Source organism: Winogradskyella sediminis (genome assembly GCF_003387355.1).
GTDB lineage: Bacteria > Bacteroidota > Bacteroidia > Flavobacteriales > Flavobacteriaceae > Winogradskyella > Winogradskyella sediminis.
This window is the reverse complement of record NZ_QUNH01000004.1, coordinates 1-20,672: the sequence shown is the minus strand read 5'-3', so window position 1 is coordinate 20,672 and position 20,672 is coordinate 1. Positions and strand designations below refer to the sequence as shown.

The 20,672-nt window shown below is 33.9% G+C and carries 14 protein-coding genes and 2 tRNA genes; 3 read left to right on the top strand and 13 right to left on the bottom strand.

Annotated features, from left to right (window positions below; genetic code table 11):
- Nucleotides 1-98: 98 nt before the first annotated feature.
- The 3 genes from cdd to porU all read right to left on the bottom strand — a co-directional run bounded on the left by cdd (nt 99) and on the right by porU (nt 5,841).
- A complete protein-coding gene (gene cdd / locus C8N41_RS14730) occupies nt 99-581 on the bottom strand; it encodes a cytidine deaminase (RefSeq protein ID WP_115839845.1) in 483 nt (160 codons plus the stop codon).
- A gap of 80 nt (nt 582-661) precedes the next feature.
- Nucleotides 662-1,906, bottom strand: a complete 1,245-nt coding sequence (gene porV / locus C8N41_RS14725; RefSeq protein WP_115839844.1) for a type IX secretion system outer membrane channel protein PorV — start codon at nt 1,904-1,906, stop codon at nt 662-664.
- 65 nt (nt 1,907-1,971) lie between these two features.
- Nucleotides 1,972-5,841 (bottom strand): type IX secretion system sortase PorU, encoded by a 3,870-nt coding sequence (gene porU / locus C8N41_RS14720; protein ID WP_115839843.1) that lies wholly within the window; start codon nt 5,839-5,841, stop codon nt 1,972-1,974.
- 326 nt (nt 5,842-6,167) lie between these two features.
- On the opposite strand from porU, the gene gldJ reads away from it, so the two are divergent.
- Both gldJ and C8N41_RS14710 read left to right on the top strand, forming a co-directional pair.
- Nucleotides 6,168-7,844 (top strand): gliding motility lipoprotein GldJ, encoded by a 1,677-nt coding sequence (gene gldJ / locus C8N41_RS14715; protein WP_092446722.1) that lies wholly within the window; start codon nt 6,168-6,170, stop codon nt 7,842-7,844.
- A gap of 160 nt (nt 7,845-8,004) precedes the next feature.
- Nucleotides 8,005-9,288 (top strand): UDP-N-acetylmuramoyl-tripeptide--D-alanyl-D-alanine ligase, encoded by a 1,284-nt coding sequence (locus C8N41_RS14710; RefSeq protein WP_115839842.1) that lies wholly within the window; start codon nt 8,005-8,007, stop codon nt 9,286-9,288.
- Nucleotides 9,289-9,352: 64 nt separating this feature from the next.
- Here C8N41_RS14710 and C8N41_RS14705 read toward each other — a convergent pair.
- The 9 genes from C8N41_RS14705 to C8N41_RS14665 all read right to left on the bottom strand — a co-directional run bounded on the left by C8N41_RS14705 (nt 9,353) and on the right by C8N41_RS14665 (nt 16,748).
- Nucleotides 9,353-9,427 (bottom strand) — tRNA-Val (locus C8N41_RS14705).
- A gap of 49 nt (nt 9,428-9,476) precedes the next feature.
- Nucleotides 9,477-9,551 (bottom strand) — tRNA-Val (locus tag C8N41_RS14700).
- 64 nt (nt 9,552-9,615) lie between these two features.
- Nucleotides 9,616-10,833: a bifunctional folylpolyglutamate synthase/dihydrofolate synthase gene (locus C8N41_RS14695; RefSeq protein ID WP_115839841.1), complete on the bottom strand. Its 1,218-nt coding sequence runs from the start codon at nt 10,831-10,833 to the stop codon at nt 9,616-9,618.
- A gap of 1 nt (nt 10,834) precedes the next feature.
- Nucleotides 10,835-11,743 carry an energy transducer TonB gene (locus tag C8N41_RS14690; RefSeq protein WP_115839840.1) on the bottom strand — a complete coding sequence of 303 codons (909 nt, stop codon included), beginning with the start codon at nt 11,741-11,743 and terminating at the stop codon, nt 10,835-10,837.
- 69 nt (nt 11,744-11,812) lie between these two features.
- Nucleotides 11,813-12,205 carry an ExbD/TolR family protein gene (locus C8N41_RS14685; RefSeq protein ID WP_092446718.1) on the bottom strand — a complete coding sequence of 131 codons (393 nt, stop codon included), beginning with the start codon at nt 12,203-12,205 and terminating at the stop codon, nt 11,813-11,815.
- A 1-nt stretch (nt 12,206) separates the two neighbouring features.
- The gene (locus tag C8N41_RS14680; protein WP_092446717.1) at nt 12,207-12,902 is read right to left on the bottom strand and encodes a MotA/TolQ/ExbB proton channel family protein; all 696 of its coding nucleotides are present in this window, start codon (nt 12,900-12,902) and stop codon (nt 12,207-12,209) included.
- A 65-nt stretch (nt 12,903-12,967) separates the two neighbouring features.
- The gene (nhaD, locus tag C8N41_RS14675; protein WP_115839839.1) at nt 12,968-14,362 is read right to left on the bottom strand and encodes a sodium:proton antiporter NhaD; all 1,395 of its coding nucleotides are present in this window, start codon (nt 14,360-14,362) and stop codon (nt 12,968-12,970) included.
- A gap of 24 nt (nt 14,363-14,386) precedes the next feature.
- Nucleotides 14,387-15,613, bottom strand: coding sequence for a Glu/Leu/Phe/Val dehydrogenase dimerization domain-containing protein (locus C8N41_RS14670; protein ID WP_092447803.1), 1,227 nt, complete (start codon nt 15,611-15,613; stop codon nt 14,387-14,389).
- A 67-nt stretch (nt 15,614-15,680) separates the two neighbouring features.
- Nucleotides 15,681-16,748: an anhydro-N-acetylmuramic acid kinase gene (locus tag C8N41_RS14665; RefSeq protein ID WP_115839838.1), complete on the bottom strand. Its 1,068-nt coding sequence runs from the start codon at nt 16,746-16,748 to the stop codon at nt 15,681-15,683.
- Between the two features lie 92 nt (nt 16,749-16,840).
- Here C8N41_RS14665 and C8N41_RS14660 point away from each other — a divergent pair, with 92 nt between their 5' ends.
- Complete coding sequence (locus tag C8N41_RS14660) at nt 16,841-17,983, top strand: acyl-CoA dehydrogenase (protein ID WP_092446714.1); 1,143 nt, start codon at nt 16,841-16,843, stop codon at nt 17,981-17,983.
- Between the two features lie 210 nt (nt 17,984-18,193).
- On the opposite strand, the gene C8N41_RS14655 is transcribed toward C8N41_RS14660, so the two are convergent.
- A complete protein-coding gene (locus tag C8N41_RS14655) occupies nt 18,194-20,635 on the bottom strand; it encodes a helix-turn-helix domain-containing protein (protein WP_115839837.1) in 2,442 nt (813 codons plus the stop codon).
- Between the last annotated feature and the right edge of the window lie 37 nt (nt 20,636-20,672).

The window sequence follows — 20,672 nt, the reverse complement described above, 5'->3', positions numbered from 1 at the left end:
TTTTAAATAGAATAACAAAAATAACACTTTAGACAATAATGAAGAAGTAGTATATCGTAAAAAAAAAAGAGATTACTGAATTTATTGCAACGAAAACCTTATAATACTGAACTTTCAAAAAGAAGTGGTAATAAATTGGCTAGTGAATTAGATTTTATCACCTTTCCTTGTGCTCCCATGAAGTAAATTTCTATAGGTTGCTCTTGCTTTATTTCGTATTCTGCTATAGATTGACGGCAAGCTCCACATGGCGGAATAGGTTTGTCCGTAACTTGGTTTTGAGACGATGCTGTAATCGCCATTATTAAAATTTTAGCGTTAGGATATTTTGCTCCTGCGTAATAGATTGCCGTACGTTCTGCGCATAAACCAGAAGGAAAACAAGCGTTTTCTTGATTACTTCCAATAACCACACTATCATTATCAAGCAAAATAGCTGCACCTACATTAAATTTTGAATACGGTGCATAAGCGTTTTCTCTAGCTTCTATAGCCGTACGCATTAAATCTTGAAGTGCTTTAGGAAGCTCATGTATATCATCGTAGACTTGTAATGTAGTTTCTATTTTGACTTCCTTCATATGATACTGTTTAGTTTAGACAAAAAAACTATTGCTTTAGTAAACAATAGTTTTTGATATCTCAAGTTAGTAATAAATATTTAATATTCATCGTATTCGCCGTCACCAAAATTAAATGTTAGTGAAAAACGTAAAGTATTTTCTAACGGACTTTGAACTTTAGAGGCTGAGAATAAGTAAGATAAATCCACATTTATAGTAGTGTATTTAAAACCTGCTCCAAGGGCAAAAAACTTACGTGCTCCTTTATCATCTGCTTCATTAAAATATCCGGTTCTGAATGAAAAATTATCTTGATAGGTATACTCTGCACTTAATGCCCAAGTAAATTCTCTTAACTCTTCACTAAATCCACCTGGTGCATCACCAAAGGATTGAAACACTCCATTTAAGAAACTAACATCGGGATCTTGACCCGAAATAATAATATCAGTATTGCTAACAGGATTATCATACTCTTCACCTTCATCATAAACTCCATTCCCATTCTCGTCATCATAGTTATATTCTTTACCATAAATTGGAGGCGTTGGCACCAAATATTTAGTAACCTCACCCGTCACGGCAAGTTTACTGTATTGGTCAAAGATAAAATCGAAACCAGCACCTAATCTTAAGTTTGTTGGTTGAAACACATCGTCACCACCATCGTCATACTTAAATTTAGGGCCTAAATTCTGAATCGCAAAACCTAATCTCCAACGTCCGTTAAAATCATTGTAAGCTTCTTCTTCACTTTGATAATAACCTGTGATATCAGCTCCAAATGTGCTTCCTGGTTGTGCATTAGAATCCACTTGTCCAATTCTTAATGCTGATCTCATGTAACGCATTGCGACAGCCATAGAAAACTGATCACCCAATCTTAGCGTATATGCACCGTCAATAGCATATTCATTAGGTTTTACAGCGGTTCCTGGGTCATTAGCATCTTGTGTTAATACAATTTCACCTAAAGAAAAATACTTAAGTCCTACCGAAAATGCACTGTATTCGTTTATTCTATTAAAATACGTTACGTAACTTAAAGAGATATCGTTAACTAAACGGGTTAAATACGGTGTGTAACTGATACTCACTCCTTGTTTGGTTTCAGAAAATGCATATTTTGCCGGATTGTATTGTTGAGAAAACCCATCGACTGATGTCGCAACTCCCATATCACCTAAAGACGCAGACCTTGCATCTGGTGCAATTAACATAAAAGGTAAACCTGTAGTAATTACTCTACTGTCATTAGAATTAGGTAATATTACAGTACCATCTTGGGCAAAAGAGTTACTTAGTGTAACAAGAGCCATTAAGGCTATAATTTGTTTCTTCATGTTCAATTTTTGAAATATTAATACGTCTACATTCGTATTAATTCGTTAGCAAATATAAATTATTATTATAGTATGACAAGTTTTTGAATTTTTTCAACCTGTTTATTTAAACGACTAGATTTTACTTTTAGTTTATAGACATAGACTCCTTTTCCAATTTTCTCACCAAAATCGTCTCTTCCATCCCATACTATATTTCTAGATAAAGATGAAGAACCATCAGAACAGCATTCATCTGCACTCGTTTGTCCATTTAAAGTTCGCACCAATTTACCAGAAACTGTAAATATCTGAACCGACACATCTAATGGATCTGAACTGTTGTGATTAAACCAAAACTCAGTATAATCGACAAAAGGGTTGGGATAATTTAGAACATTATTAATTACAAGTTGTTCGTCCTCGTCATATACCATAAACTGTATTTCTGATGTCGCTGAATTATTGTAAACATCCCAGGCCTTTAAAGTAAGCGTATGCAAACCTGGTTCTAAATCTCTAAACGGGTAAGATACCGTACCATTTGTATAATCATCTACATCAGCTTGATAATAGTTGTTTAAAACAATAGCATTGGTTTCATCTCCATCAATAATAGCCGTTATATCGTGACCAATACCACTTGCCGTATTAATTCCATTGTCATCCTGAAGCTTAGCTAATAATGTTGGAGATTCATTGGTTATGCCACCAGAAACAAAATTCTCGTCATTCATATATAAATTAATAACTGGTCCGATGTTATCTTCTGGTGCATCTTCATTAATTCCGCCTATTTCGATATCAAAACTAGCACCAGCTTGGTCAGAAAGTTGATTGGTTGCCTGAGCATAAAAACTCACTTTACCACTACCAATAGGAATGCCAATATCTTTTGGGACAATGAAATCGAACTCAAACTCACCATTTACCACACTGGCCTGTCCTTTAAAAATAATCTCACCCAAGGTGGTAAAATCCATAATAATAAGCTCACTGTCGGTTCCTGTGACTCCATCGTTACCCAAGGTCTGTCGCTCAATTCCTTTATCGTATACAGTTGCTGTTAATGTACCATTATAATTAGATAGGATGTTACCATTTGTATCTACAACCTCACCTGAAAGTTTGGCATAACTCAATGCTTCTAGAACATCGACAGGTTGTGCTATATCTACATCATTGACTTTTGTTAATTTTACATCTGGTTGCGCAAAGGCTAATTTCATTGCTGGATCTCCAATAAAAAATACCAATCGTTTTTGACTAGATCCAGAAATATTTCCGTCTGTTTTTGTTAAACGCAATGCTTCTGCCATAGACACGTAATCACTAGACCCAAAAGCAAATAAATAATCATCTAAAACCTCATTAAGAGATTCACCTACCGATACAATAATTTGTCTCGTTGTGGTTATTAAGGAAATAGAACCACCATTGGTATTCCAAAACGTATATTCTCCAGCAGTTTCTCGGTTGGGATCATCGAATTTAGTATATTCACAAGTTACCGTAATAAACAAATTATACTTACAAATATTATTAACTTCTTGTGAATCTATTTTATCGAAAATACGTTCTTTAGCAATACCATCTTCACCTCCGTGTCCAAAATAGTTAACGACTAATGCGCCAACCTCAATAGCATCTTTTATAGCATCATTAACTTTAGGATAGCGATTGCCGGCCGACGACGACTCTTGCTCAAAAGCATCAGAATGAATTTTAACCACATTCAAAAATGGTTTTTCTTCTACTAAAGTTGTTCCTAGATCATCAGTAGTTTGTTGTAAGCGTTGCTCCCACGCTTCATCAACATCATCTGAAATAAGTAAAATATTGTTGCGCCAACTACCAAAAGCTTGTGCTGAATAATAGGCTTCAATTTTATCGACCATTTCTTTAGCACGTTGCACATCTTCTGCTAAAATTCTTCCTACAGCGATATCCATACGATCAATAGCATTTACCATACCGCCTTCATTATCATCTAACATGGCGTAAAAATCATCTGAAACAAATGAGCTCGTTAGGCTAAAGCTTGTATTGGTATACCATGAAGGCACTAAATTGGTATTATTGCTAATTCTATCTTTATAATCGTAAGATCCATCACCAAACAAACAAAGGTATTTTAAACGTTTACTTGGCGTGCTCGCATTGTCATAAACATACTTTACGAAATTTCGCAATGCGGCAATGTCTTGGCTACCTGTACTAAACTCGTTATAAATAAGCTGAAGATCAACCACCTTAACATTTAAGCTATATTGCTCTCTATTAATCTGAGCTAATCGTTCTGCTTGCGTTAAGAGTTGTGAAGGTGCTAAAATGATATAATCAATATCTTCAAATTCCCCTTGAGAATTATTAAAAATAGTTCCTTTTAAGTCTTGATTGGCAACGGTAGTTCTAGAATCTGTTTTAGGCACATAAACATTTCCATTAGAGAAAGCCAAATACGTTCGTTCTTCTCCAGATTGTGCTTTAAAAGATAATGTATTGGCGTTGTCTGAATTAACAAACGAACTCACCTCAAAGCGATTAGTTATATCCCAAATTTCTTGAACATTCGATGCATTTGCCACATTATATTGTACAATTCCTGGTGTGGTAATCACTTCTTTATTTTTAAACACCAGTTGCTCTCCTTCGTAGCGTAAGCTTCTTGTCGCTTCAATATTAATGTAATCTAAAAAAGCATTTGCAGATGGGTTACCACTATTATTATAATCAAAATCTACTGTAATAACATCAGAAGATATATTCATTTGTTGATTAAACGACGCGTCAGTACCTAATACAGAACCTGGATTTATCGCATTCAAACCTAAAGTAGTTGCTTCGGTACCATTGATGGATATTTTCATAGTTGTTAACACTTCTGAAACCGAACCTACAGCAATACTAAAATCTACAGGAATACTTGTAACTAAATTTGGAAATTCAAATTCATAAGATCTTTGGTTTTCAATATCAAAATCATCACCAAACCAGCGTCTACCTAACTTCGCAAGGTTATAGTCATCAACTTCGTAAAACTGGTAGTCTTGAAATGTATCTATTTCAATCGTTGGAGAAGCATCAATTGTTGGCATATCTTGTATGCGCTTACCAGTACCCGAACTAATATTGACGTAATAATAAGTCTTATCTGTATATAAATTTAAATTGGTATTACTTTCTTCACTATAAGTTTTTGGACCTTCTCCATAAAAAAGAATATAATCTGCATTATCAAAACTACCATCCGCTTCACCTACAAATTTTACAGCATTTTCTACAACATCAAAGGGATAATTCTCTGAGTTTTCTAGAGGCAACATTCGTCCACCATTGCCATAAATTTTTATAGTTCTCGGATCTACAGCATTGGTATTAATACCCAATCCGTTTAGAAAACTCTTAGAAAGTTTAAAGATACCTGAGTCTTCAATATAAAAACGATACCATTGTCCCGTACTTAAAACTGAATTAGTAATTTCTGTAACACCCATTACTCCGTTTGTAAAACGGCTAGAACGTGTATTATAGTTTATAGTAAAGGCTGTTATTTTCTTAAAAACACCACGATCTTTTATTATAGGACTTAATTCGAAGTAATGACTATACTTCCCTCTAGCATTGGTATTATACAACTTGTATTTCGGAGCTGGTGGTATAAGACTAGTATTTAAATCCTTTAAATCACTAGAAGATATCGTTTCATAAGAAATATTTGTAACAACAACCGAGCTTTCATCAATTTGGCTACCATTACTATCCCATTGCGTATAATAAGTTAAGCCCCTATTGACATCATAATCATAATGGTTTTCATCAAAAACAGGAATTTCAATTTTACTGTAACCCGTTTCTAAAACGGCAGTGCCATTCCAGTTGATATTGAATTGTTTTTGTTGCCCAAAACAAAGTATCGTAAAAAAGAGAAAAGAGAATAAGTAGCAATTTTTCATTGATTCATTTTCGTTTTTAGTCTCAATTTAGAATTACAAGCGAATTTGCATCATCAAATTACCCGTTGTATTTCCCTAAAGAATAACGTTGATTAAAGACCGTTATTATGACTACACAATTTTTATTTCAAAAATACAACAATAAATCATTTCTAAGCTCGTTATTAAAGGGCAAAATACATCGGTAAATTGAAAAATATCCGTTGTTATGTACAAAAAAAAGGATGAAATGCATACTTTTTTACATTTAGACGTTAAAAAAAGTTGTCAGTTTACCTTTAATTGTTATATTGCGACTCTAAAATTAAACGAGCTTACTTAAACGTATGGATATGAAACATGTCTCAAACCTAAAATTTTTAATAGCAGTAACGCTTTGCGCTTCAATTGTAAGTTGCAACCGTTCTTCTAATTCTGGCAATGTAGATAGTGCCACAGGCTGGAAAATCAACGATAAAAAAGGTGGTTTTCAGTACAACACACAATTTAAAGAGCAAGAAACTCCTCCAGGAACGGCTTTCGTTGAAGGCGGAACCTTTACAATGGGAAAAGTACAAGATGACCCTATGCACGATTGGAATAATACTCCAACACAACAGCATATACAGTCATTCTATATGGATGAAACAGAAGTTACCAACGTTAACTATTTGTTCTATTTAGATTACTTAAAAAATGTTTACCCACCAGATGATCCTAATTATGCATTAATTTATAAAGGAGCACTTCCAGACACATTAGTTTGGAGAAACCGTTTAGGATATAACGAAATGATGACAGAAAACTATTTACGTCATCCTGGTTATGCAGATTATCCTGTAGTTGGTGTTAGTTGGATTCAAGCTGTAGAATATGCAAATTGGAGAACTGACCGTGTTGCAGAATTATCTTTACAAGAAGCTGGTTATATTAAAAGAGACGCACAGTACACAGACGTAAGCGCGGAAAGTACATTTAGCACCGACACTTATATTAATGCACCATCACAAACTTATGGTGGTAATTCTGAAGTATTAGAAGGTGGACAACGTAGACAACAAGTAGATGCAGACGGAAACCCTATTAATGTTTATGCAGATAGAGAATCTGGATTAATCCCAGTAAAATACAGACTTCCTACCGAAGCTGAATGGGAATATGCCGCTTTAGGTATGAGTGAGTTACGTCAATACAACGTCTACAGAGGACGTAAAAAATATCCATGGGACGGTCAATATACAAGATCTGGTAAGCGCGTAAACCGTGGAGATCAGTTAGCTAACTTTAAACAAGGTAAAGGTGATTACGGTGGAATCGCAGGTTGGTCTGATGATGGTGCTGATATTACTGCAGAGGTTAGAACATATGAGCCAAATGATTACGGTTTATATGATATGGCAGGAAACGTTGCGGAATGGGTAGCTGATGTTTACAGACCTATCGTAGATGATGAATTTAATGACTTTAACTACTATAGAGGTAACGTATACTCTAAAAATGCAATCAACGAAGACGGTACAGTAAAAATCGTAACTGTTGACGAAATTGTGTACGATACACTATCTAATGGTAAAATTATTGCCAGAGATTTACCAGGTGAAATTGCTAGAGTTCCTATCGATGAAGAAGAAACATACTTAAGAACTAACTTTAGCCAAAGTGATAACAGAAACTTTAGAGATGGAGATAAGCGTTCTTCACGTTATTACAGAGAAAGTTTTGACGAATCTGAAAGAGATAATACAACAAGTAAAATGTACAATTCTCCAAAGCATAGAGTAGAAATGGATTCTACCGATGGAAAATTAATAAGAGAATACGACCAATCTAACAGCAGAACATCACTAATTAACGATGAAGTTAGAGTTTATAAAGGTGGTTCTTGGAGAGATAGAGCGTACTGGATTGACCCAGCACAACGTCGCTACTTCCCACAAGATATGGCAACCGATTATATTGGCTTTAGATGTGCTGTTTCGAGAGTAGGATCTAAAAGTGAAAGCGGAGGAAAGAGACGTAATTAAAAAAGCGTAACTTAATAAGTTTTAAAAGTCCTGATAAATATATCAGGACTTTTTTTATTTTTAAACCGATATTGGAAGCGTGCTAACCATACGTCAACACATACTAACAACATCTCGTAACTATAAAACCTAACCGCTTTTAAACACTAAACTCCCATACATGAAAATAGAGGATCTTTATCAGAATTTTAAAACGTGTTCAAGCTTTTCTACAGACACTAGACGACTACAAGAAGATAGTATGTATTTTGCTCTTAAAGGAGATAATTTTGATGGCAACACTTTTGTTTTAAACGCTTTTAAGGCAGGTGCTAAATATTGTGTAGTAGATTGTATAGACGCAGTGATTAATGATCATTGCCTCTATGTCGAGGACGTGCTTACAGCGCTTCAACAACTGGCAAAATATCACAGAACAGTCATTAACATTCCTATTATTGCGTTAACAGGTAGTAATGGTAAAACAACCACAAAAGAACTTATTAATACCGTTCTAAGTACAACTTACAATGTAAAAGCAACTGTAGGCAACTTAAACAATCACATAGGTGTACCCTTAACTCTACTTAGTTTTACACAAAACATGGATTTTGGCATCGTAGAAATGGGCGCGAATCACCAAAAGGAAATCGAATTTTTATGCAGTATTGCACAACCTGACTTTGGCCTCATCACTAATTTTGGAAAAGCACATTTAGAAGGATTCGGTAGCGTTGAGGGTGTTATCAAAGCAAAATCAGAATTGTATGATTTTATAAAACTAAATCACAAAACAGCATTCATAAATAAGGATGATAACACTCAAGTACAACAAATTGAGGATTACTTTAAAATTATAACATTTGGTAATGATTTAGAAAATGACTACGTCGTGTCTTTTAAAAGTGCTAATCCTAATGTGACTTTATTATTCGATAATATTAAAATTGAAAGTCAACTTATTGGCCATTACAACTACGGAAATATAGCCGTTGCAGTGACCATTGGGAAGCATTTTAAAGTAAGTACAACTGATATCAAACACGCTATAGAAAATTATCAACCAGATAATAATCGGTCTGAAATCATTGAAAAAGGTTCTACAAAAATAATTCTCGATGCCTACAATGCCAACCCAACGAGCATGTTTGCTGCTCTTAAAAATTTAAAACAATTACAAGCAGAGCAAACTTATATGTTTCTAGGTGATATGTTTGAATTGGGCACTGAAACCGAAAAAGAACATCAAGAAATTGTTCACTTTATCGAGTCGCAATTTGATGGGAATATTTATCTGATAGGTAAACACTTCTATACAACAGAGACCAAGGCTTCGACTCATAAATTTCAAACTTTTGAAGATATAAAACCAATATTGAAAGCTCTTAAATTAAAGAATGCCACAATACTCATTAAAGGGTCTCGAGGTATGGCTTTAGAGCGCATCTTAGACATTATAATTTAGTTAAATCATATCGTAAAAACAAAAAATCCCGATTTACCTTGTAAATCGGGATTCTTTGTGAAAGTGGGCGCGAAGGGATTCGAACCCCTGACCCCTTGGGTGTAAACCAAGTGCTCTGAACCAACTGAGCTACGCGCCCTAATAAATGAAGTAACATATAAAAATAGCTCACATTTCTGTGAACTATGTGGGCGACAAGGGATTCGAACCCCTGACCCCTTGGGTGTAAACCAAGTGCTCTGAACCAACTGAGCTAGTCGCCCTATTTAATTAGGACTGCAAAGTTACTATAGTTTTTAATATCTCAAAATATTTTATCAATAAAAATCAAATAATTTCTGCAACCACAAAAGTACTTCCGCCTACATAAATTAAATCATTTACCTTAGCAACTGATTTTGCAGCACTTAAAGCCAATGGAACACTTTTATAAACGGACCCTATTAGGCCATAATTTTGAAACGTTTTTTTCAAAATTTCTGCATCTAGGCCTCTTTGTACATTTGGTTGGCAAAAATAATAGGTAGCGTGCTTTGGTAAAAGAGGTATTATAGACTGTAAATCCTTATCACTAACCACACCAAATACCATATGAAGGTGGTAAAATGTTTCCTCTTCTAATTGAGTCATCACAGAAGTTAAGCCTTCTTTATTATGCGCAGTATCACAAATAATTATTGGTGTCTTATCTAAAATCTGCCAACGTCCTTGTAAACCCGTATTATCAACAACGTTTAATAGTCCTATTTCTAAATGTTGTTCTGAAATACTAAAACCTAAATTATTTAACACCTTTACCGACTGTATAACCGTCTTTAGATTATGTTTTTGGTAAGCTCCTTTTAAATCAGTCTCTAAAATGGTATTAATAAGTTGGTCTGCAAAATATATTTCTGAAAGCATCGTTTTTGCCTTAACTTTAAAAACATCTGCAGTCTCAGTCTGAGTTTCACCGATCACCACAGGTACATGTTTTTTAATGATACCTGCTTTTTCAGCCGCAATATCTTTTAATGTGTTTCCTAAAATCTGTACGTGATCTAAACCAATATTTGTAATTACAGACAATTGTGGAGTTATAATATTTGTAGAATCTAAACGACCACCTAATCCAACTTCAATAATTGCTATATCTACTTTCTGCTTTGCAAAATAATCGAAAGCCATTCCCACAGTCATTTCAAAGAACGATAGGTTATTTGCTTCTAAAAACGCTTTATTTCTTTTAATAAAACCAATTACGGATGGTTTAGTTATCACCTGGCCATTAATACGAATTCGCTCTCTAAAATCTTTTAAATGTGGAGACGTATACAATCCAACCTTATAACCAGCTTCTTGCAAAACTGAAGCTAACATATGACTGGTAGATCCTTTTCCATTGGTACCTGCGACATGAATTGATTTAAAACACTCTTCAGGATGATTTAAATGTTTCGCTAAACTAAGTGTATTGGTTAGGTCTTTTTTAAAAGCAGAGTTACCTTTATTTTGATACATTGGAAGTTGCTGAAACATCCAGTTCACCGTATCTTGATAATTCATTCTATTGACCTACATCAAAGTTAATACTAACGAAGCCAACTTGTCTTTCTGGGGCATCTGGATCTGCTGGCCATTTATGAGACATGGCTATTTTTTTAGCAGGTTCTAATAAACAAGGATGCTTATTTGTAGTGCCTTTAATACCAGGTTCTGCTTTTATGACTTTTCCTTGCTGATTAACTTCAATTCTAACGACTACAAGGCCATATTCATTACACTCTTGCTTATATATTTGTTTAGAAGGTCTTCCTCTTCCTCCCAACCCATAACCAACTCCACCTTTTCCTGGTCCTGCACCACCAAAATAACTCGTAGCATAAGGATCACCATCTAGCTGTCCTTTATTACCACCTTTGTCATCTGGTCCTTCACCGCCATCAGTATCACCGTCAGCATTTTTTACTCCACCGATTAAGGCATCTAACTGCTTTTTTTTCTCGGCTTCTTCTTTTCGTTTCTTTTCCTCAGCTTCACGTTTTTCACGTTCTAGTTTTTCAGCTGCTGCTTTTGCTTCCGCTTTAGCTTTAGCTTCAGCTGCCTTTAGTTTAGCCTCAGCTTCTTTTTGTTTTTTAATTGCAATAGCTTCAGTATTTTCTTGGGTCATTACATCTTCAGCTTTAGTAGCTTCTTCTGCAGGTGCCACTTCGGTTTCTTCTGGCAAAACTTCCTCTATCACTTCTTCTACCACCTCTTCTTCAACAACCTTATCTTCAACAGCCTTTTTTGGTTCGCTTAGTGGTTTGTTACCGCTTCCAAAATCGGTTGTTCCAAAATTTACTGCTACACCATACTCTTCAGGTGGATCCATATATTGAGGTCCAACCACAAACAATAGCAATAGCAGAATCAGAGCTATGAGCGCTGTGATTTTTGCAGAATTACGTTCGTGTTTGGTCTCTAAATATTTCATGTGTTTTATATAAACTTATTAAGTTTTAAATTCATAGAAAGATAACATTGTTTTCAAAAATAATGTCGACTATTCTGGTTGTACAGCTAAAATAACTTTGAATTTATTTCGATTTGCAATATCCATTACTTTTACCACATTCTCTACGGGAACAGATTTTTCTGCTCGTAATACAATTGTTGGAGATTCTTGGGATGCCATGATAGAAACTAATTCTGATTCTAAAACACTTTCTCCAACACGATTCTGGTCAATGTAATACGTCAAATCTTTCTTAATACTTACTGCTATTGATTTTTTATTCTCGGTTTTACCACTTGCTTTGGGCAAAAGAATATCAATAGCATTCGTTGTCACCAGCGTCGATGCAATCATAAAAAAGATTAATAACAAGAATACAATATCCGTCATAGACGCCATATTGAATTCTGGAGTTACTTTATTTCGTCCTCTAATGTTCATATTAGATTGGTTCGTTTAGGTGATCTAAAAACTCAACAGAATTTGCTTCCATTTGGTAAACGACCTTATTGGTTTTAACGACAATGTGATTATAAGCCACATAAGCAATAATACCCACAATTAATCCACCTACAGTTGTGGTCATTGCTGTATATAATCCGCTTGCTAACACATCCATTTGAATGGTTCCACCTGCATTTGCCAGTTCAAAAATTGAAATGATCATACCAACTACAGTTCCCAAGAAACCAATCATAGGTGCTACACCCGAAATAGTAGCCAAAACACTCACATTTTTCTCTAAACTATAGACTTCTAATTTTCCTGCATTTTCTATTGCAGAATTGATATCTTCTAAGGGCTTACCAATGCGTGTGATTCCTTTTGCAATTAATCTTGAGACCGGTGAGTTTTGCTGAGCGCATAACATCTGAGCAGAATCGAATTTACCATGACTAACATGATCTTTAATTTGATTCATAAAATTTGAATCAACTTTAGATGCCGCTTTAATAGCAAAAATACGTTCAAAATATATGAACGTCGCTACGATTAACAATAGGAATAAAATAATAATAATCACCATTCCTGATGTTCCTCCGCTTGTTATTAATTCTATTATGGATAAAGTTTTTTCTACTGATTCACCATCAGTTAAAACATCTACTTCATCTTGAATAGTACTCAATGCTATCATATTCTAAAAATTGAAATTATTTTCATTAATTGTATAACGTCTATATTGTAACAAAAGTATATCTATTAAAATATAGTTCTGGTAAACATAAAGACCACAGCTCCGGCCAGAAATCCTATTAAGGCTAACCAAGATATTTTCTTTAAGTACCAAAAGAAATCTATTTTTTCCATTCCCATAGCCACAACACCTGCCGCAGATCCGATTATTAACATACTTCCACCTGTACCAGCAGAATAGGCTATAAAATGCCACAACTCATTATCGATTGGCTCTGTAAACATCCCCAAACTTGCTGCAACAAGTGGAACATTATCAATAACCGCAGAACCTACTCCTAATAATAACACTACCAAATCTGATACTCCTGCATGGTGCAATTCAGTACCCATCATTGGCATAGTATCTTGAAGTGTGCCTGCAAAGCCAAATAAAATACCTAAAGATTCAAGAGCAGCAACTGCCATTAAAATTCCTAAAAAGAATAGAATACTTGGCAATTCTATTTTAGAGAGTGAATAATGAACAGGACTGTGATGTGCGTGTGCATCACTCTCTACTGAATCGTGACTAGACATGCTAAATTTAGTATTACTATATATTTCTGCAAATATTGCTACTACACCAAGTGCTAACATCATGCCTACATAAGGAGGCAAATGTGTTACGGTCTTAAAAATTGGAACAGAAACAATACCTCCAAGTCCCATATACAACATTATAGCACTGTATTTACTTTTGGGTTTTTCATCGAGATTCTCCTCTGACTCTATTTTTCCCTTGAAAGCAGGTAATAAAGAAGCTATAAATGTTGGTACCAACATACAAATTAATGAGGGTAAAAACAGATACACAAATAAATGCCCACTGGTTACCTTTTTCCCAATCCAAAGCATTGTAGTAGTAACATCACCTATTGGAGACCACGCTCCACCGGCATTGGCGGCTATAATAATTAAACCGGCATACCAAATACGTACATCTCTATTATTTATCAGTTTTTGTAAAATAGATATTAATACTATTGTTGCAGTAAGGTTATCAATAATAGCAGAAAGGAAGAATGCTAAGAAGCCAAAAATCCAAAGAATTTTCTTTTTACTTTTGGTTTTAATAAAACCTTTTATTGTTGAAAATCCATCAAAATAATCAATAATTTCTACGATGGTCATTGCTCCAAGTAAGAATACCAATATTTCTGCAGTTTTACCTAAATGATGTAGTAAGGTTTCTTCCATTAAATGCATTTTGTCTTCATGCGGAAGCAACCCAAAATTTTCCATTAGATGATGTTTGGCAGAATCAAACCATTGTGTAAAATCATCGATACCAAGAGAAATTAATGCCCAACTAATAGCCATCATTACTAGAGCTGGAATTAATTTATCTATTTTAATATTGTGTTCTAGGGTTATGGCCAAATAACCAAGGACGAATACAAGTATTATTACTGTTTCCATAGTGTTAATTATAATTGTAGTTAATTATATGAGTTGTCTAAGTGCAATCTCAAAAGCAGTTTCACTTATACCTGTTTTTGTTGGATTAATTTTGTGCACGTCTTGTAATGCTTTTCTAATGACATTAGAGGTGTCCTTAAAAATAGCTTCATCAGTCATTTGTACTTTGCGTTCCATAAAGTAGGCAAAGACTCTTGCCATACCACAGTTAGAGATAAAATCTGGTATTAAACTTATTTTTTGATCAGTATATTCCATTATAGAACCAAAAAATATTTCTTTATCGGCAAAAGGAACGTTAGCTCCACAGGTTATTACTTCTAAACCTGTATTTATCATTTGGTCTATTTGATTTTGTGTAACTAATCTAGATGCTGCACATGGAGCAAATACCTCTGCTTGTAAAGACCATATTTGTTCGTTGATCTCACTAAAAGGAATAAGGTTATCTGCAATAAGGGTGTTACCTACTTTGGCAAGATATAAATCTGTAATGTCATCAAAAGAAAAACCAGAAGGGTTTATTAATCCTCCATCTCTATCAATTATACCTACAACTTTAGCTCCCATTTGAGCAAAATAAAATGCTGCGGCCGCACCAACGTTTCCAAAACCTTGAACAATGACACGTTTCCCTTTTATGGAATCTCCATTAATATCATAAAAATGATGAGCAGCTGTAGCAACACCATAGCCCGTTATCATATCGGCTACAGTATATTTTTCGCTTACACTTGGAGAATAGTTTGGGTTTTCAATAACCTTAATCACTCCATGTCTTAACTGACCAATTCTATTAATCTTGTCGGCTTGTGTAGGTTTAAAATGACCTTCAAAAACACCTTCTTGGGGATGCCAAACACCACTTTGCTCAGTAATTGGTATTACTTCGTGAATCTCATCTACATTTAAATCACCTCCAGTACCGTAATAGCTTTTAAGTAATGGTGAAACGGCTGCATACCAACGTTGTAGTACACCTTCTTTTCTAGGGTCTAGTGGGTCAAAGTTAATTCCAGATTTAGCTCCTCCAATAGCAGGACCAGAAACGGTGAATTTAACCTCCATAGTTTTAGCCAGTGACAAGACTTCATTTTTATCTAATCCTTTGCGCATTCTGGTTCCTCCACCCGCTGCTCCACCTCGTAATGAGTTAATTACAGTCCATCCTTCTGCTTCGGTCTCTGCGTCGTTCCAATGAAATACGATTTCAGGTTCCTTATTTTCGTATTTCTGAAGTAAATCTTTTATCAATTTTTGTGCATTTATTATGTAGTAACAAATATAAAAAACAATCTATGTGAAAGCTTAATTTAATTTATTTTTTCGGCATTAAAATTTTTCCAGATGAATGATTTTTTTTAGCACCAGTTACGCTTTTTAAACAATTGACTTCATTCCTATCTTTTAGCACACCAAGTAACCCAAAAATTAAAGCCTCCTTAAATTCTACAATTTCGTTATTAGGAATAATAACTTCAACTTCAGAAAAATGCTTTATTCTTTCCATTAAAAAACTATTATACACTCCTCCACCTGTTATTAAAAGTTTTGCATTAGGTGTAACTAAAACCTCTGAAACCTGCATTGCAATATGCTCAATATATGTTCTTAATACATCTTTAACTTGAAGGTTGTATTCATCTATTAAAGGAAATACATTAACATCTACCCATTCTAAGCCTAAAGATTTTGGTGCTTCCTCCTTGAAATACGCAAGCGCATTAAGCTCAGATAATAAATTTTTATTAACTTTTCCTGTGGCTGCCAATTGTCCTTTATCATCATATTCTAAATTAAGGTTGCCTACGTAATAATTTAATACAATATTTACAGGACAAACATCAAAAGCAATACGTTCCTTATTAACTTCATAGGAAATATTAGCAAAGCCGCCTAAGTTTAAGCAATAATTATAGTCTTTAAAGAGCAGCTGATCTCCAATTGGCACTAAAGGAGCTCCTTGTCCTCCGAGTCGCACATCTTGAATTCTAAAATCGCAAATTACTTTTTGTTGTAAAGTATCTGCCAAAATTTGCTTATTTCCAATTTGATAAGTCAATCCGAGATCTGACTGATGCAGAGCGGTATGTCCATGAGAACAAATAAAATCGATGTTATCAATATTATGCCGTTTAATAAAGGATGAAATCACAGTTCCTAAATACTGAGAATACTCGAGGTCAATTGCCTGTAATTGAGACCTTGAATAATTAACAAGTGCAGATAACAAGAATTTCCATGAGTTAGAATAGGACACCGTTTCGGCTTGATAAATTTTAAAACCCCAAGTACGTCCCACATCGAAACTAGCATAAATAATATCGATACCATCTAAAGAAGTTCCGGACATTACTCCGATAATATTATAAGTAGATTTTGTCATATGAGTAAAAATAATATTCCTTATTGAAAATACCGTAATAAAAAATTATCTTTGCTTTAAATTTTTAAGAAATCAATAATATTTTATAATATATGGACTTTAACTTAACAGAGGAACATCTAATGATTCGTGATGCTGCTCGCGATTTTGCACAAACAGAATTACTTCCTGGTGTCATAGAACGTGATAATGCACAAACTTTTCCTGATAGCCTAGTACGCAAAATGGGTGAATTAGGATTTTTAGGTATTATGGTAGATCCTAAATATGGTGGTAGCGGAATGGATGCTATTTCTTATATACTCATCATGGAAGAATTATCTAAAGTAGATGCCTCTGCTTCTGTTATGGTTTCTGTGAATAACTCTTTAGTATGCTACGGATTAGAAGCTTACGGAAATGAGGCACAAAAAGAAAAGTATTTAACAAAATTAGCAACTGGAGAATGCATTGGTGCTTTCTGCTTAAGTGAACCAGAAGCTGGTAGTGATGCAACATCCCAAAAAACAACTGCCATAGATAAAGGTGATCATTACATTTTAAATGGTACAAAAAACTGGATTACTAACGGAGGACGTGCTGAAGTGTATTTAGTGATTGCGCAAACCGATAAGCATAAAGGCTCTCATGGCATTAATGCATTTATATTAGAAAAAGGGATGCCAGGTTTTGATATTGGTCCCAAAGAAGATAAATTAGGGATCAGGGGAAGTGATACTCACACCTTACAATTTAATGATGTCAAAGTTCCTAAAGAAAATAGAATTGGTGAAGACGGTTTTGGATTTAGATTTGCAATGAAAACACTTTCTGGTGGACGTATTGGTATTGCAGCTCAAGCCTTAGGTATCGCATCGGGAGCTTATGAATTGGCTTTAAAATATTCTAAGGAACGTAAAGCTTTTGGCACGGAAATTTGTAATCATCAAGCCATTGCTTTTAAATTAGCAGATATGTATACTGAAATAGAAGCAGCAAGAATGCTTGTTATGAAAGCCGCATGGGACAAGGACCAAGGCAATAATTATGACATGAGTAGCGCTATGGCAAAATTATACGCAAGTAAAGTTGCTATGGAGCAAACTGTAGAAGCTGTACAAATCCATGGTGGAAATGGTTTTGTTAAAGAATATCATGTGGAACGCTTAATGCGTGATGCAAAAATTACACAGATCTATGAAGGTACATCTGAAATTCAGAAAATTGTAATTTCTAGAGGTCTTATAAAGTCATAGACATAAGACAAACTCATTTACTTTTTAATTAAAAAACCCATCAAAAAATTTGATGGGTTTTTTATTTTTTGAGATTATCCTATTTTCCATAATAAGTACCGAGATAAATTTTATGGTAAAAAAAAGCTCAGTAGACTTATTCGTAAAAACTTTATAAAATAATTATAATAACTACAATTTAAAGCTAAACAATAAAGCGTAAAATAATAATTACATCGTTGCATTTAATTCTTGTAACACTAACCCAATCTCGTTATAAGAATATTTATCATCTATTTGATGCTTTAAATCTGAAAGACTATCAAATGTTTTAGTAGGAATTATTTTTTTTAACTCTTCATAATGTTTTTTAGAAATAATGTCCGTGACCTTAATTTCACCTGTTGCTATGAAATCTGTTAAATGTCTAAAAATAGTATTTGTCGTAAGCTCTCGTTCTAAAGCAATTTGTTCAATGGATTTTCCAGATTGAAACAAATCTAAAGATATTTTTTTGGTATCAGCTTTCTTCTTTTTTGGTTTAGCAGTTTTAAAAGCTATTTCTTCACTTTTAAACTCAATATCATTTTCATCGCAGTAAGTTTTAATAACCTTTAAGATTTCATCACCATATTTATCAACTCGAGTTTTACCCATGCCATGAATTTCTTTTAATTCCTTTTGACTTACAGGTAAAGTTTCACACATGGCATAAAGTGATTTTTGAGTAAAAATTTGATAATGAATTAAATCTTCTCTCACTGCAATGTCATTTCTAAGCTCCCTTAATAATTCAAACAATTCTAAATTTGCAGTGCCATCTACCACCGATTTACGGGTTTTCTTTGGCTTCTCTTTAGCTAAGAAAACTGATTTGGCTCTTAATGCTAAAAAATCAACGGTTTTAAATCCATTTCTTAAACCTTCAAAGTAGGATAGTTTTGTTTCTAGTAATTCTTCTATAGTGTCTAATTGCTTATCAATATCTTTTTGAACCGCTTTATTATCCGTTGTATATTTAAAGTCTTTTAATGGACTTCCGATCTTAGTCTTTACTTCTTCTTTAAAATAATGTAATGCTTTTTTAAAACGGTCTTGAATAATTGAACTCGATTCAGGTAAATCAGTAGGATCTAATAAGGTGTTAAGTTGTGATTTAAATCCATTACTAATTTTTAGAAGATGAGTAACACAATCTTTTATTATAACTAATGGAGTTTCAACGTGCCCTTCAACACTACCTCTATTTTTATAATATATATCTAAAATGCGGTTAACAGGATACAAAAACTTATAAAAGTTAAAAATTTCTGATATTAAATCTAGCTGGAAACTTCGTTTAGATTCAGTTAAAATGGCTTCATTAGGTTGATTTGTTTCCGCATTTTGATTAAATGCAATTACATTAGAATCGCTAATAATTTGATCGGATTCAATTTTACTTTTTAATACTAGGCCTTCTAAAGATTTGCAACGACTCAACGCCACATAGGTTTGACCATGCGCAAAAGCACCTTGCGCATCAATAATAGCTTTATTAAAAGTAAGTCCCTGACTTTTATGAATAGTAATAGCCCATGCCAAACGCAACGGAATTTGAGAATAACTACCTATTTTATCTTCCGATATCGCTTTAGTATCTTTATCTACTGTATATTTAATATTTTCCCATGTCTCGACTTGGGTATTAATGTTAAAATCATCATCGGGACATTTAACGACCACTTCATCTTTATCTAAAAAAATAACTTTTCCTATTTTTCCATTGAAATAACGTTTCTCAGGTGAACTGTCATTTTTAATGAACATTACTTGCGCACCAACTTTAAGCATTAATTCTTCCTTATTAGGATACGAATGTTCTGGAAAATTCCCTTGTACTTTAGCTCTATATATTCTTTCTGGACCATCTAATTTATCTAACTTTAGCTGATTTGTTTGTAACGCTTTATGGTTATGTGTCGTTAACGATATATATCCATCTGATTCATTTGCTTCAAAATCTGGAATAAAACGCTTATTTAATTCAGTAGCAGAATCAATACTAAGCGTATTATTTCTAATTTCATTAAGAATATTAATGAACAGAGGGTTCTCTTGTCTATAGATATACTTAAGTTCAATAGTAATAACTTTAGCCGCTTGGTAAGCAATACTACTAAAAAAGAATACATTCTTATAATAAGCCTGTAACAACCTCCATTCGGAATCCTTAATAACTGGAGATAATTGCTGTAAATCACCAATCATTAATAGTTGAACACCTCCAAATACTTTATTTCTATTCTTATAACGTCTTAGGGTTTTATCGATACCATCAAGTAAGTCAGCTCTAACCATACTGATTTCATCAATGACTAGCAGGTCTAATGATTTAATGATATTGATTTTAGTTTTACTAAATCTTCTTGTAAAATTTGAAGATTTCCCTAAGTCATCATGAGGCAAAATAGGTCCAAAGGGTAGTTGAAAGAAAGAATGCATAGTAACCCCTTTGGCATTAATAGCCGCGACACCTGTAGGTGCAACAACAACCATTCGTTTGTTACTTTCAAATTTTAATTTATGTAAAAATGTCGTTTTTCCAGTTCCTGCTTTACCGGTTAGAAAGATATTCCTATTTGTATTATTTACAAACTTCCATGCTAATTCTAATTCCTTATTTACATTCATAGCTATTTTTTCTCTATCAAAGTATTAATATAACAAA

What these genes read in the sequence shown, in the direction of transcription:
- cdd (WP_115839845.1), bottom strand. Translation starts at nt 581, where the DNA reads ATGAAGGAAGTCAAAATAGAAACTACATTACAAGTCTACGATGATATA.
- porV (WP_115839844.1), bottom strand. Translation starts at nt 1,906, where the DNA reads ATGAAGAAACAAATTATAGCCTTAATGGCTCTTGTTACACTAAGTAAC.
- porU (WP_115839843.1), bottom strand. Translation starts at nt 5,841, where the DNA reads ATGAAAAATTGCTACTTATTCTCTTTTCTCTTTTTTACGATACTTTGT.
- gldJ (WP_092446722.1), top strand. Translation starts at nt 6,168, where the DNA reads ATGGATATGAAACATGTCTCAAACCTAAAATTTTTAATAGCAGTAACG.
- C8N41_RS14710 (WP_115839842.1), top strand. Translation starts at nt 8,005, where the DNA reads ATGAAAATAGAGGATCTTTATCAGAATTTTAAAACGTGTTCAAGCTTT.
- C8N41_RS14695 (WP_115839841.1), bottom strand. Translation starts at nt 10,833, where the DNA reads ATGAATTATCAAGATACGGTGAACTGGATGTTTCAGCAACTTCCAATG.
- C8N41_RS14690 (WP_115839840.1), bottom strand. Translation starts at nt 11,743, where the DNA reads ATGAAATATTTAGAGACCAAACACGAACGTAATTCTGCAAAAATCACA.
- C8N41_RS14685 (WP_092446718.1), bottom strand. Translation starts at nt 12,205, where the DNA reads ATGAACATTAGAGGACGAAATAAAGTAACTCCAGAATTCAATATGGCG.
- C8N41_RS14680 (WP_092446717.1), bottom strand. Translation starts at nt 12,902, where the DNA reads ATGATAGCATTGAGTACTATTCAAGATGAAGTAGATGTTTTAACTGAT.
- nhaD (WP_115839839.1), bottom strand. Translation starts at nt 14,362, where the DNA reads ATGGAAACAGTAATAATACTTGTATTCGTCCTTGGTTATTTGGCCATA.
- C8N41_RS14665 (WP_115839838.1), bottom strand. Translation starts at nt 16,748, where the DNA reads ATGACAAAATCTACTTATAATATTATCGGAGTAATGTCCGGAACTTCT.
- C8N41_RS14660 (WP_092446714.1), top strand. Translation starts at nt 16,841, where the DNA reads ATGGACTTTAACTTAACAGAGGAACATCTAATGATTCGTGATGCTGCT.
- C8N41_RS14655 (WP_115839837.1), bottom strand. Translation starts at nt 20,635, where the DNA reads ATGAATGTAAATAAGGAATTAGAATTAGCATGGAAGTTTGTAAATAAT.